This window comes from Flavobacterium hiemivividum (assembly GCF_004349145.1).
Lineage (GTDB): Bacteria > Bacteroidota > Bacteroidia > Flavobacteriales > Flavobacteriaceae > Flavobacterium > Flavobacterium hiemivividum.
In genome coordinates this window covers 409,626-424,544 of record NZ_SMFO01000001.1, presented here as the reverse complement: position 1 = coordinate 424,544, position 14,919 = coordinate 409,626, and the positions used below count along the sequence as shown (strand labels likewise).

General features: G+C 33.9%; 10 protein-coding genes. All 10 read left to right on the top strand.

The window, feature by feature from the left end:
- Nucleotides 1-17: 17 nt before the first annotated feature.
- Entirely contained in the window at nucleotides 18-7,160 is a 7,143-nt protein-coding gene (sov, locus tag E0F98_RS01915; RefSeq protein WP_132108654.1) for a T9SS outer membrane translocon Sov/SprA, read from the top strand.
- A gap of 87 nt (nucleotides 7,161-7,247) precedes the next feature.
- Nucleotides 7,248-7,628 (top strand): glycine cleavage system protein GcvH, encoded by a 381-nt coding sequence (gene gcvH / locus E0F98_RS01910; protein ID WP_132108652.1) that lies wholly within the window; start codon nucleotides 7,248-7,250, stop codon nucleotides 7,626-7,628.
- An 82-nt stretch (nucleotides 7,629-7,710) separates the two neighbouring features.
- The gene (locus E0F98_RS01905) at nucleotides 7,711-8,004 is read left to right on the top strand and encodes a VanZ family protein (RefSeq protein ID WP_243699183.1); all 294 of its coding nucleotides are present in this window, start codon (nucleotides 7,711-7,713) and stop codon (nucleotides 8,002-8,004) included.
- Nucleotides 8,005-8,253: 249 nt separating this feature from the next.
- On the top strand, nucleotides 8,254-8,997 hold the full coding sequence (gene deoC / locus E0F98_RS01900) for a deoxyribose-phosphate aldolase (RefSeq protein ID WP_132108648.1): 744 nt from the start codon (nucleotides 8,254-8,256) through the stop codon (nucleotides 8,995-8,997).
- Between the two features lie 19 nt (nucleotides 8,998-9,016).
- Nucleotides 9,017-11,131, top strand: coding sequence for an energy transducer TonB (locus E0F98_RS01895; RefSeq protein WP_132108646.1), 2,115 nt, complete (start codon nucleotides 9,017-9,019; stop codon nucleotides 11,129-11,131).
- A 170-nt stretch (nucleotides 11,132-11,301) separates the two neighbouring features.
- Entirely contained in the window at nucleotides 11,302-12,204 is a 903-nt protein-coding gene (cyoE, locus tag E0F98_RS01890; RefSeq protein ID WP_207917082.1) for a heme o synthase, read from the top strand.
- Nucleotides 12,205-12,206: 2 nt separating this feature from the next.
- Nucleotides 12,207-12,794: a cytochrome c oxidase subunit 3 gene (locus E0F98_RS01885; protein WP_132108644.1), complete on the top strand. Its 588-nt coding sequence runs from the start codon at nucleotides 12,207-12,209 to the stop codon at nucleotides 12,792-12,794.
- A 42-nt stretch (nucleotides 12,795-12,836) separates the two neighbouring features.
- Nucleotides 12,837-13,814 carry a cytochrome c oxidase subunit 3 gene (locus E0F98_RS01880; RefSeq protein WP_132108642.1) on the top strand — a complete coding sequence of 326 codons (978 nt, stop codon included), beginning with the start codon at nucleotides 12,837-12,839 and terminating at the stop codon, nucleotides 13,812-13,814.
- A gap of 19 nt (nucleotides 13,815-13,833) precedes the next feature.
- Nucleotides 13,834-14,190, top strand: a complete 357-nt coding sequence (locus E0F98_RS01875; RefSeq protein WP_132108640.1) for a cytochrome C oxidase subunit IV family protein — start codon at nucleotides 13,834-13,836, stop codon at nucleotides 14,188-14,190.
- Between the two features lie 77 nt (nucleotides 14,191-14,267).
- Nucleotides 14,268-14,909, top strand: coding sequence for a hypothetical protein (locus E0F98_RS01870; protein WP_132108638.1), 642 nt, complete (start codon nucleotides 14,268-14,270; stop codon nucleotides 14,907-14,909).
- The last annotated feature ends 10 nt before the right edge of the window (nucleotides 14,910-14,919 follow it).

Here is a 14,919-nt window from a genome sequence, read left to right as displayed (position 1 = left end):
ATAGTAACACGAATTGTATGCATAAAATTTGTACTTTTTTGATTGTTTTATTTTGCAGTTTCGTGTCTGTAGCTCAGGTAAATGAGCAAAGTCAAGATACCACAAAAACTGGTTTTTCTTTAGGGAAGGTTCAGATAAAAGATCCACAAAGTATCTTGTCAGCGTATACATATGACCCTGTTACGGACAGGTATATTTATACTAATTCAGTTGATGGATTTTCTATTAATTACCCCATTATATTAACGCCAAAAGAGTATGAAAAGTTAGTGCTTAAAGAGTCCATGAGAGACTATTTTAAACAAAAGACAGATGCTATTGATGGTAAAAAAGAGGGTAGTGAAGTCGCTAAAAAAGATTTATTACCAAAATACTACGTGAATTCTAATCTTTTTGAATCCATTTTTGGTAGTAATACAATCGATGTTAAACCTACTGGTTCCGTTGAAATGGACTTAGGTATGCGTTACACAAAGCAAGATAATCCCTCGTTTTCTCCAAGAAATAGGTCTAATTTATCTTTTGATTTTAATCAAAGGATAAGCATGAGTTTAATGGGAAAAGTAGGCACAAGGCTTAATGTTAATGCGAATTATGATACGCAATCCACTTTTGCATTTCAGAATTTAATGAAATTGGAATACACTCCTTCTGAGGATGATATTATTCAAAAAATTGAAGTTGGAAACGTAAGCATGCCTTTAAATAGTTCTTTAATTAGAGGTGCGCAAAGTTTATTTGGAGTAAAAACCCAACTACAGTTTGGAAAAACAACAGTGACGGGCGTGTTTTCTGAACAAAAATCACAGACAAAAAGTGTGGTAGCACAAGGCGGAGGTACAATAGAGGATTTTGATATTTATGCCCTTGATTATGATAATGATCGACATTTTTTTCTTTCTCAATATTTTAGAAATAAATACGATGCTTCCTTAAAAAACTATCCGGTTATTGATAGCAGAGTTCAAATATCAAGATTAGAGATTTGGGTTACTAATAAACAAACCCGCGTAAATACTACTTCTAATAATTTAAGAAATATTATTGCACTTCAAGATTTAGGGGAAGGACAATTGTCAGGGATTCCAGATAATGAAGTGGTGGTTTTAGATCCTTCCACAGGAATGTTTAATAATCCTTTTGACACTCCATCTGATAACTCAAACAATGATTATGATCCTGCGCAAATTCTAACAGGAACAGGTTTATTGAATAAAAATATTCGCGAAATCGTAACTTCAAGATCAGGATTTAATGTTACTGTAAGTGAAGGGCAAGATTATTCAAAATTAGAAAATGCAAGAAAATTAAATTCTAATGAGTATACCTATAATGCACAATTGGGCTATATTTCCTTGCAACAAAGACTGGCTAATGACGAAGTTTTAGCGGTAGCTTATCAATATACTATTGGTGATAAGGCATACCAAGTAGGAGAATTTGGGAGTGATGGAATAGACGCAACGGTTGTAACGGGTGACAGTCCTTCAAATCAGGCTATTATCACGCAAAGTTTAATTTTGAAAATGCTGAAAAGCAATTTGACCAATGTTAAAAACCCAGTGTGGAATTTGATGATGAAAAATATTTATCAGATTCCTGGTGCTTATCAGGTAAAACAAGAAGATTTTAGGTTTAATATACTTTATACTGATCCATCTCCGTTAAATTATATCACTGAAGTACCAGGGAGTCCATTTCCTCCAAACCCAGCTCCAAATAATCGAGTTGCAGAAACGCCATTATTAAAAGTCTTCAACCTCGATAAGTTAAATTATAATAACGATCCACAAACGGGTGGTGATGGTTTTTTTGATTTTATGCAAGGCATTACTATCGATTCTCAAAATGGGCGATTAATATTTACAACCAAAGAACCTTTTGGGGAATTGTTGTTTTCTAAATTATCGAATACTGGTTCAACTGAAAATTATAACGATGCCAGTACATACAATCCAAATCAAAAGAAATATGTTTTTAGAAACATGTATCGAAATACACAATCTGGTGCTTTACAGGACAGTGATAAAAACAAATTTCTATTAAGAGGAAAGTATAAATCCTCGGGTGGCGAAGGAATTCCCATTGGAGCTTTCAATGTGCCTCAGGGATCTGTTGTTGTAACAGCCGGCGGAAGAATTCTAGTAGAAGGAATTGATTATAGTGTGAATTATCAATTAGGGAGAGTTCAAATATTAGATCCTTCACTTCAGGCTTCAAATACGCCAATTAATGTTTCTTTAGAAAACAACTCTATTTTCGGGCAGCAAACCAGGCGATTTATGGGAGTAAATGTGGAGCATAAAATTTCAGATAATTTTTTGGTGGGCGGTACTTTCTTAAAAATGACTGAAAAACCATTTACTCAGAAATCGAGTTTTGGTCAGGAATCAGTCAATAATACTATTTTTGGATTCAATACTAACTTTTCTACTGAAGTTCCTTTTCTAACCAGATTAGTGAATATGTTGCCTAACGTCGATACTGATGTACCGTCCAACCTTTCTGTAAGAGGAGAAATAGCATTTCTAAAACCAGATTCGCCAAAAGCGGATCAGTTTGAAGGTGAATCCACTATTTATGTCGATGATTTCGAAGGTTCTCAAACCACCATAGACATGCGTTCTGCCTACGCCTGGAGCTTATCGTCAACTCCGGAAAGAAATACGCGAAGTAGCTATGATTTTAATGGCAATGCCAATGATTTAAGTTATGGTTTTAAAAGATCTCGACTATCGTGGTATTCGATTGATCCAGTATTTTACACGCAAAAACCTTCAGGAATTTCTACCGACGACTTGTCATTTAATACAACAAGAAGGGTTTTTAGTGAAGAGCTTTATCCTTTGACCGACATTGCGCAAGGGCAATCGCAAGTCATCAATACTATGGATTTAAGTTACTATCCGTCCGAACGTGGTGCTTATAATAACAATATAAATTTTGCTGCAGATCCCAAAAGTAATTTTGGAGGGATTATGAGGTCTTTAAATGCTACTAATTTCGAACAAGGAAATGTAGAATACATTCAATTTTGGGTGATGGATCCTTATGTAGGTAAAGGAGCGATTCCTCAAAATAATGCAGGAAAGTTATATTTCAATTTAGGTGAAATATCGGAAGATATTTTGAAAGATGGAAGAAAACAATATGAAAATGGACTTGGACCTGATCAAATAGTGGTTAATCCAAGACCGCTTTGGGGAGATGTTCCTGCTTCACAATCTTTAATCTATGCCTTTGATGCCAATGCTAATAATCGAGCGAATCAAGATATAGGTTTAGACGGATTGTCCGATGCTAATGAAGGTGGAGTGTACACAAATTTTGCTTCTGAATTAGATCCAGCGGCTGATAATTATACCTATTATTTGAATACTACCGGTAGTATTTTAAATCGTTATAAAAAATATAATGGAGTAGAAGGAAACTCTGATGTAGATATCAATAGTGCTAACAGAGGTTCGTCTACAGTTCCAGATGTAGAGGATATTAATAGAGATAACACCATGAATACCATCAATGCTTATTATGAATACAGCATCGATGTAAAGCCAAATCCAATTATTGGACAAAATTATATTACCGATATTAGAGATACGCAGGTTACTTTAGCTAATGGCGAAATAACAGATGCAAGGTGGATTCAGTTTAAAATTCCTGTTACGCAACCACAGAATACAATAGGAAATATTTCCGATTTCCGCTCGATTCGTTTTATGAGGATGTTTATGACCGGCTTTGATCAGGAAGTGACGGTTCGTTTCGGGTCACTAGATTTAGTAAGAGGAGAATGGAGAAGGTATACAAATACGCTTGACTTCAACGATACAAATGTAATTGATGATGGAACTGAATTTGACGTCTCAGCTGTTAATGTGCAAGAAAATAATGAAAGATGTCCTATTAATTACATCGCCCCTCCGGGTGTGCAGCGAGAGCAATTGTACAATAATAATACGCTTATTAATCAAAACGAACAATCCTTGTCGTTAAGAGTTTCAGGTGATGGACTAGAAACTGAAGATTCGAGGGCAGTTTTTAAAAATGTTAGTATTGACATGCGACAATTTAAAAAACTAAAAATGTTTTTACATGCGGAATCATTACCAAATGAAACGGTGCTTAGAGACAATCAAATGGTAGGATTTATTCGTTTTGGAAATGATTTTACGCAGAATTTTTACCAAATCGAAATTCCTTTAAAGGTGACTGTTCCTTCTGCCTCTGGAACATCAAATTGTGGTCCACTGACTGCTGAGGAAGTGTGGCCAGAAGAAAACGAAATCGATTTGGCATTGTCTTTATTGACGCAATTGAAGATTCAAGCCATGAGCGTGAATCCAAATGATTTGCCTCTTAGTGGGATTTATTACTCAGATGATGATGTTAGTCGACCTGGTGGTGACGGTGATGGTAAATTGAGATTAGGGATTAAAGGAAATCCGAATTTTGGATTAGTTAGAACTTTGATGGTAGGGGTGAAAAGCAATGAAACGCATCAGGATTTAAAAGGGGAAGTCTGGTTCAATGAACTTCGCTTAGCAGATATGGATAATCAAGGAGGGATGGCAGCTGTGTTAAACATAGACTCTAATCTTGCTGATTTTGCTACAGTATCTGCGACAGGAAAGAAAAGCACTATTGGTTTTGGAGCCTTAGAACAAGGACCAAACGAAAGAAATCGTGAAGATATCCAACTATATAATATTGTGACAAATGTTAATTTGGGTAAACTATTACCTTCAAAATGGGGTGTTAATTTACCGTTTAATTACGCCATTGGGGAAGAAATTATTTCTCCAGAATACGATCCTTTTAATCAAGATATCAAACTAAAACAGTTATTGGATAATACAACTGATGCTGCTGAGAAAGATAATATTGAGAGCAGAGCAATCGATTATACAAAACGAATGAGCATTAATTTTATCGGGGTTAGAAAGCAAAGAGGAGCTGAGCAAAAGCAACATGTCTATGATGTAGAAAATTTTACTTTTTCTCAATCGTATAACAAAGTCGAAAGACATGATTATGAGATTGAAGATTATATCGATCAGCAAGCCAACTCATCAGTAGATTATGCTTATAGCTTTCAACCGAAGCCAGTTGAACCATTTAAAAAGACAGAATTCTTGAAAAAAAGCAACTATTGGAAGTTGCTAAGTGATTTTAATTTTAATTATTTGCCTTCTAATATATCTTTTAATACTAATATTAACAGGCAATACAACCGTCAACAATTTAGACAAGTCGATGTTCAGGGAATTGGTCTTGATCCTTTGTATCGAAGAAATTTTGGATTCAATTATCAATATGGATTTAATTACGACCTGACAAAATCTTTGAAATTAAGCTACACCGCTTCATCAAGTAATATTGTAAAAAACTATTTGAATGAGGACAACGAACCTATTGATAGTTTTACGATTTGGGATAGTTATTGGGATATTGGAGATCCAAATCAACACATGCAGCAGTTGGTTTTAAATTATGAGATACCAATTAACAAGATTCCATTGTTTAGCTTTGTGAAGGCTAATTATTCTTATACTGGAGATTACAACTGGCAAAAATCATCAAATGCTTTTTCTCAATTAGAGGACATTGGAATTCCGGATTTAGGGAATACCGTTCAAAACGCACGTTCTAATAATTTGAACACTAGTTTAAATATGGACATGCTTTATAAATATTTAGGATTAACAAGAAACGCTGCTAAATCAACAAATAGACAGCCGGCTCCAGCTCCAAAACCAGGACAGAAAGTAGTGAATACAAATGCAAAACCACAAGCTCAGAACAATGAATTTGTCGACGGTTTAATGGGAGTTTTAACTAGTGTAAAAAATATTCAGATTAATTATACCGAGAATAGTGGTACGGTTTTACCAGGTTATACCCCGAGTATTGGGTTCTTGGGTTCATCAAGACCATCGCTAGGTTTTATATTTGGAAGTCAAGATGATGTTAGATATGAAGCGGCAAAAAATGGTTGGCTGACTAATTATCAGGAGTTCAACCAAAACTACACTCAGGTAACTAATAAGATGTTTAAGGCGACAGCAAATGTAGATTTGTTTCCAGATTTAAAAATTGATTTAGCCGCTGATAGGTCGTATTCTAATAATTATTCAGAACAGTACAATGTTTTAGATGGACAATATTACTCGCTTTCACCTTACACCTACGGCCTGTTTTCGATATCAACGGTGCTAATAAAGACATCGTTTTCTACAAGTGATGAAAATTCTTCTGCAGCTTTTGATGACTTCAGGACAAATAGACTTGTAATTGCAAATCGATTAGCTACGGATCGAGGTATTGATATTACTAACCCAAGCAACCTTGATTCGGATGGGTATCCGTTAGGATATGGTAAAAATAATCAAGCAGTATTATTGCCTGCTTTTATGGCCGCTTACTCTGGAAGTGATGCTTCAGGAGTTTCTCTTGGGATTTTTAGAAGTGTACCTATTCCTAACTGGGCAGTAAAATATAGTGGGCTGATGCGTTATGATTTATTTAAAAGGAATTTTAAACGATTCTCTTTGCAACACAATTACAGGGCTTCTTATACTATTAATCAATACCGTTCTAATTTCGATTATGATAAAAGTCCTGGTGGAGTTGATGCCAGCGGTAACTTTTTTAATAAAACGATCATGTCTAATATCAACTTAGTAGAGCAGTTTAGTCCGCTAATTCGAATGGATTTTGAACTGCAAAGTTCTCTTAAGATACTTACTGAAATTAAAAAAGACAGAGCGTTATCCATGAGTTTTGATAATAATTTATTGACGGAAGTAAAAGGGATAGAATATGTGGTTGGTCTGGGTTATCGTTTTAAAGATGTAATTTTTTCTTCTAGATTAGCAGATAATCCGACGGGTATAATTAAAGGGGATATCAACATGAAAGCTGATTTCTCCTATCGTAATAACCAAACTATCGTGAGATATATCGATTATGATAATAATCAATTAGCGGGTGGGCAAAATATCTGGTCATTAAAATTAACGGCTGATTATTCTTTCAGTAAAAACTTAACTGCTATTTTCTATTATGATCACTCCTTTTCAAAAGCAGTAATCTCGACTTCGTTCCCGCTTACAAACATTCGATCTGGATTTACGCTTCGATATAATTTTGGGAATTAATTTGTAAAATCTAATCTGTATTTGAACAGAAGATTGTTACATTTGCGGAACAATAATTCAATAATCAATTATCAATACGTTTTTATTATGAATATACCGGCAGATTTAAAGTATACTAAGGATCACGAGTGGGTTAGTTTAGAAGGTGATGTTGCAACTGTGGGAATCACGCATTTTGCTCAAAAAGAATTAGGAGATATCGTTTATGTTGAAGTGGAAACTTTAGACCAAACTTTAGAAAAAGATGAAGTTTTTGGTACTGTAGAAGCTGTAAAAACAGTTTCTGATTTGTTTTTGCCATTAGCTGGAGAAATTGTGGAATTTAACGATGCTTTAGAAAGTACTCCAGAAGCAGTAAACGCTGATCCTTATGGAGCAGGTTGGATGATAAAAATAAAAGTTTCAAATGTTGCTGATTACGACTCATTACTTTCAAGTGACCAATACAAGGAACTTATAGGTGCTTAAACAAATTTTTTTTTGGATTTCTTTATTGTGGACTGGGATTGTTCTTTTTCTATGTTTAGTTCAATCTGACAAAATACCAGCGGTGAGTATTGAGAATCTGGATAAAGTAGTTCATGCTTTTTTTCATTTTGTATTCACGTTTCTTTGGATTTTGTTTTTTAGAACAGAGATAAAGGATCCAACTAGTTATACGCCTTATATTATTTCTTTCTTGTTTTCCGTTCTTTTTGGGGTTACAATAGAAATTATGCAGGGACAATATACTACAACTAGAAAAGAGGATATGATGGATGTTCTAGCAAATATGGTAGGAGCATTTTTAGCAGTCTTTGTAGTTATTTTATATTTTAAAAATAAGCGCTTAAATAAAATTTGATTTACATACTAATCCCACTTCGGTGGGATTTTTTTGTTTTAAAGCGGTATTGCTTTTTATTTTATAATTTAGTTTTCGTCAGTTTTGATCGAATTTAGTTTGTTGTAATTTTTAAAAAATTAAAATTCAGATAGACAATGGTAACCTTTGCTATTAAAAGTATCTCGTTGTGTTAAAGTAATGCCAATTTAATATGTATTTTTACATTCTATAACAGTACTATTATTATATAGTTAAAGCAATAGATCAATGAATATCAAAAAATATTTAGATTCAACTTGTTTGAAAACTGCGGAACAGGCAGGTCTCGATTATGATGAAAATCTTAAGCTGGTCAAAGGGTTTGTTCAAGAAGCTATTGATGAACATTTTAAACTGATAATGATTCGGCCTGATATGGTTGCTATAGCCAGGAAAATGGTGGTTGATGCTGGGTCTAATTTACAAATTGGAACTGTAATTGGTTTTCCAGGGGGGAATTCGACTATAGCCGATAAATTATTCGAAGCAGAAAAAGCAATTCAGGACGGAGCAGATGATTTAGACTTTGTTTGTAATTATGAGGCTTTTAAAAATGGCGATGTTGATTTAGTTAAAGGCGAGGTTTTGAAAGGAACACAACTTGGTATCGAAAACAATAAAGTTGTAAAATGGATAATCGAAGTTGCTGCTTTAAATGATATGCAAATTGTTCAATTGACAGCTTTGATAAAAAATGTTGTTATTTCAAATTTCAAGGAAGATAATTTCTCTTTCGTATTTGTAAAATCGTCAACTGGATTCTATACAACTGAAAATAATTTGCCTAATGGTGCAACTATTCATGCTATTAAGTTGATGTTAGAAAATGCAACACCTTTGTCTGTTAAGGCTGCAGGTGGTGTTCGAACATATGACGAGGCGGTCGAAATGATAAAGTTAGGGGTGAAGCGAATAGGGACTTCTGGAGCAAAAGCAATTGCGAACGCAGAAAATACAAATAATGGATATTAATTTTACAATTAAAAAATATATGAAAAAGGTTTTCCTCGCTTTTGTTGCATCATTTCTGTCTTTTTTTACCTATTCTCAAAGCCAAAACTTATTAGATTCAAATCATTCACCTGAACGTTTTCCGGTTTTTCCGGTTTGTGAAAAGTTAGAGAAGCAGGAATTGGAAAACTGTTTTTATAATGAAGTTCAAGATTTTGTTTTCCAAAACTTTGTTGTTCCAGAAAATCTTGTTGAAAATAATTTTCAAGGAAATGTAAAAGTCCTTTTTGAGGTAGATGCCACTGGTGTTTTTAAAGTCATCTACGTTAATGCTATTGACGAGGAGTTGGTCAAGGAAGCAAAGCGAGTTTTTGCTAAATTTCCTAAAATCACTCCGTCAACTTATAATGGAAAGGCGGTCTATTCAAAATACAATATCACAATTTCGATTCCGTTAAAAAGTGCTGAAACAAGAGCTTTGGAATCATTGGCTAAAGCTGAAATAATTGAAAAAAAGACAAAGCCGCTCACCGAATTAGATAGTATTGTATATAAGAAATACAATAATCCAGAGTATGATAGTCATTTAAATATTCCGTTTTCGCATAGTTATTATGCGCAATTTGATGGGGCCTTAAATCGGGTAGGGAGTAATAATCATACTGCTTCAAAACCGTATAGCTATGCTGAAGTGTCAAAATATTATAATATTAGAGAAGCGAACGAAAAACTTAAAAAAGATGTTTCCGGCTGGTGGGCTAGAAAGTTGTGGAATGAAAATACAGTTGAAATCCAAGGAGACGGTTACTGGTTGTCGTTAAATCCAATATTAGATTTGCAAGTAGGTAAAGATTCTAAGAGTGATGCTTATACCTATGTCAATACGCGAGCGATTAATTTTAGAGGAGGTCTTGGCGATAAGCTTAACTTTTCTACAACTGTGTTTGAAAGTCAAGGACGATTTGCTGATTATTTTAATCGATATGCGGAGTCAATAAGACCTGCAGGTGGTAATCCAGCTATTATTCCAGGGATGGGAATTTCTAAGAGGTTTAAAACTGATTCTTATGATTTTCCTTTAGCGGAGGCTAATTTGACATTCTCGGCAAGCAAGCATATTGATTTGCAGTTAGGATACGGAAGAAATTTTATAGGAGATGGATACCGTTCGTTGTTAGAAAGTGATGGTGCTAGTCCGTATCCTTATTTTAAAATAAACACTAATTTTTGGAAAATAAAGTATACGAATACTTATATGTGGCTGAAAGACGTGCGTCCCGAAGTTACTCTGGAGAGAACTTATGCGACTAAATTTATGGCAAACCATTATTTGAGTTGGAATATTTCTAATAGATTAAATCTTGGTTTTTTTGAATCAGTTATTTGGACCAATACAAATGATAGAGGCTTTGATGCTAGTTTTGTTAATCCTATTATATTTTATAGATCAGTGGAGTTTGCGTCTTCAGCTAGAACAGGAAATGCGCTTCTAGGACTGACGGCTAAGTATAAATGGAGTGATAAAATTAATTTGTATGGTCAATTTCTATTAGACGAATTTTCATTGGAGGATATTAAAGCTGGTGATAATAGTTGGAAAAATAAATATGGTTATCAATTGGGTGTCAAATACTATGATGCTTTCCAAATGGATAATTTATTATTGCAATTAGAATACAATCATGTGCGTCCTTATATGTACTCTCATAGTGAGCCAATTACAAATTACGGGCACAATAATCAAAGCATAGGCCACCAGTGGGGCGGAAATTTTAAAGAGTTTATCGCAATAGCTCGCTATCATAAAGGCAGGTATTTTGCTGATGCAAAAATAACTGCTGGTACTCGTGGATTAGACTTTGATACTACCGAAGATGGTTTTAATTATGGAGGGAATATTTATAAAGATTATGATGAAAAACGACCTTTTGACAGTGGTGTGAAAGTAGGGCAAGGAAATAAAACATCTCTTTTTATAGCGGATCTTCAAGGAGGATATCTAGTAAATCCTACGACTAATTTAAAAATCTACGGAAGTTATATCTATAGAAGTTTTGATCCTACTAAGAATACCGTTGCTACTTTTACCCAAAGTACTAATTGGTTCACATTAGGATTGCGTGCTGATGTTTTTAATTGGTATTTTGATTACTAGGGAGATTGTGGAACTAGTTGTGAAATTTAAAAAAAGATATTCATTTAAAGGATAAAAAGTCTGGAATTTTGCACTTTTGGCGCTTGAAAAAAAATATAAATTCTTCATTCTTATTTCTATCTGTAAGTTGTACCTTTGCAGCAGTTTTAGAGAACTTAATAATAACCGTCTTGAATAGTATGTCAAATACAGTTTCCCTTAGAACAGTTTTTTTGGATTTTAAAGAAATTACAAAAGCGGGATTAGCTATCAGCGTTTTATTTTCCGCTATTGCTGGATATTTTTTGGGTTTTGATAGTGAACATCCTTTTCAATGGTCGGTATTGATTATGCTAGCCATCGGTGGATATTGTATGGTGGGTGCTTCAAATGCATTTAATCAGGTAATCGAAAAGGATTTAGATTCGTTGATGGATAGAACTAAAAATCGTCCTGTTCCTGCGGGAAGAATGTCTCCCACATCAGCTTTAGTGGTTGCTGGTTTACTTACCATAATAGGTATTACATTGTTGTATATGATCAATCCAAAAACAGCAATGTTTGGAGCGATTTCTATATTCTTATATACAAGTGTCTATACGCCGTTAAAAACGATGACATCATTGTCCGTTTTTGTAGGTGCGTTTCCTGGAGCAATTCCTTTTATGTTAGGATGGGTTGCTGCAACAGGGGACTTTGGGATAGAAGCTGGGACCTTATTCTTAATTCAGTTTTTCTGGCAATTCCCTCATTTTTGGGCAATTGGTTGGTTTTTATATGAAGATTATGAAAAAGCAGGTTTTTTTATGTTGCCAACAGGAAAAAAAGATAAGGGTACCGCATTGCAGATTATTCTCTATACAGTATGGCTTATTATAGCTTCGTTATTGCCTTCTTTAGGTTATACTGGTAAGTTGTTTATAACTCCTATTGCTGCCGGAGCAATATTTTTATTAGGTATTTGGATGTTGTTTTATGCAGTGAAACTTTATAAGTTAAGAACCGCAAAAGCAGCGAAAACCTTGATGTTGGTTAGTGTTGGGTATATTACTTTGTTACAATTTGTATATATAATTGATAAATTTTTAAGATAGTTATGGAAGTTACAATGACAGCTGAAGAGCATAAAATGAGAACGGGGAGATCATATAAATTGATCTTATTGTTTGCTATGGTTAGTATGACTATGATGTTTGCAGGTCTTACTAGTGCGTTTGTGGTGAGTAAATCGAGAGTAGACTGGTTGAAAGATTTTCAATTACCGAGTGCTTTTTATTTTAGTACTCTTGTTATAATAGGGTGTAGTGTTACATTCCATTTAGCTAAAAAATCCATTCAAAAAGACAATAAAAGTGCTACTACTACATTTCTTTTTGCTACTTTAGCATTAGGGATATTGTTTGTGATTTTGCAATTTGTAGGCTTCGATCAGATCGTGAAAGCGGGGCATTATTTCACTGGAAGTGAAAGCTCAATTACATCTACATTTCTTTATGTTGTAGCGATTGTGCACTTAGCTCACCTTGCTGGTGGGTTGATTTCATTGATTATTATAATTTATAATCATTTTAAACAAAAATACAATTCGAGTCAAACTCTTGGAATAGAACTAGGTGCAATGTATTGGCACTTTCTTGATTTCTTGTGGTTGTATTTATTTGTATTTTTATATTTCTTTAAATAAGAAAAAAACGTAAATTTGGGAACTTTTTAACGAATAACTTTTATGGAATCGACAGTTACAACTGGGAATAGCGAAGAAAAAACTTGGGGAGGTGGCAATGAGCCAATGGGAGCAAGTTATGGTAAATTAATGATGTGGTTTTTTATCGTGTCAGATGCCTTAACGTTCTCTGGATTTTTAGCGGCTTACGGGTTTTCTAGATTTAAATTTATTGAAACATGGCCTATAGCCGATGAAGTGTTTAATCACTTTCCATTTTTGCATGGTGTAGATGCACCGATGTATTATGTTGCTTTAATGACTTTTATTTTGATTTTTTCATCTGTAACAATGGTTTTGGCTGTTGATGCGGGTCATCAAATGAAAAAAGATAAAGTGGCGCTTTATATGTTTTTAACCATTATAGGTGGAGGGATCTTCGTTGGTTCACAAGCTTGGGAGTGGAAAAATTTTATAAAAGGGGAATATGGTGCAGTTGAAACAAAAGGAGGTAGTTTACTTCAGTTTGTTAACAAAGAAGGAAAGCGAGTGGCACTTGCTGACTTTGCTGCAACATTGCCAGAAGAAAGAGGGCAATTGACAAGGGATAAAGGAACTTGGTTTATGAGTGAAGCAACTTTGCCATCTTATTCAGTAGCTGAAGTTCAGGCTGGCTTTAAAGCCAATCCGGATATATTAATTAGAACTGAGGTTTTGAATGATAAGAAACAAAAAACAATTCTTTCTAGAGAAGAGTCTATGTTGAGATTGAGCCAAGCGCATTATGTGGTAGAAGGTGCTAATCTTGTTAGAAATGAATATGGTAGCAAATTATTTGCTGATTTCTTTTTCTTTATCACAGGATTTCACGGATTTCACGTATTTTCAGGTGTAATTATAAATATCATTATTTTCTTTAATGTCCTTATTGGAACATACGAGAAAAGAGGTAGCTATGAAATGGTCGAAAAAGTCGGATTATACTGGCACTTTGTCGATTTAGTTTGGGTATTTGTATTTACAGTTTTCTATCTAGTTTAATTTTCAAAAAATTATTGTTATGTCACACGAACACGAATATGTATCAAATACCAGTAGAATCTGGAAAGTTTTCGGAATATTATCTTTAGTTACGATAGTAGAGGTTATTCTGGGGATATATAAGCCAGACTCATTACACTTTACTAATTTTCTTGGGATGAGTCTGCTGAACTGGATTTTTTATGCGCTTACAGTTTATAAAGCATATTATATCGTTTATGCATTCATGCACATGGAGGGAGAAAGAAGTTCTCTTAGATCTGCAGTTGTGTATCCTCTAATATTTTTAATTTTATATTTACTTTTCATTCTTTTGACTGAAGGTGATTATATTTATGGAGTTTTTAAAGATTCAACTATAAAATGGAATTTTTAACAATATATTAATCAAAAAAAAGGGTACGCATTGCGTACCTTTTTTTATTTTTGCACTTTAATAGAATTGTCATTATAATGAAAAAAAATATCGTTCTTTTTGTTCTTTTTGTCTTACCGATAGTGGCTTATCTTTTTTTCGCTTCGGGAGTCAATGGTTATACTAAACTACCTGTTATAACGCCTAAGGTTAAAGATTTTGGAGATTGGAAGTCTTTAGATGGTAACAAAGTTACATTAGACAATAAGATAACAATCTTAGGATTTGGTGGTGCTAATATTTTAGAAAATAGAGGTAATCTTTTTAACCTTAATCAAAAAATTTACCAGCGTTACCATACTTTTAAAGACCTGCAATTTGTGATGCTTTGTCCGTTAGGAACTGAAAAAGATGTTCAGAATATTTTAAATTCCTTAGACGAGATTACAGATCTTTCTCAGTGGCATTTTTTATTTGCTACACCTCAAGAGATAAATTCCTTTTATGACCAATTAAAATTAGTTGATAAACTAGATGTACATTCAGGAACTCCAAATGTGTATATCGTTGACAAGGAGAGAAATCTTCGAGGAAGAAAGAAAGTTCAAGAATATAAAGAGGGTTATAATACCATTCACCCTGCTGAATTAAGCAATGAGATGTTAGATGATTTTAAAGTTATTCTTTACGAGTATCGAGCAGCACTTAAAAAAAATCGCAATGCTACAAAACAACTTTAAAATTGAATTA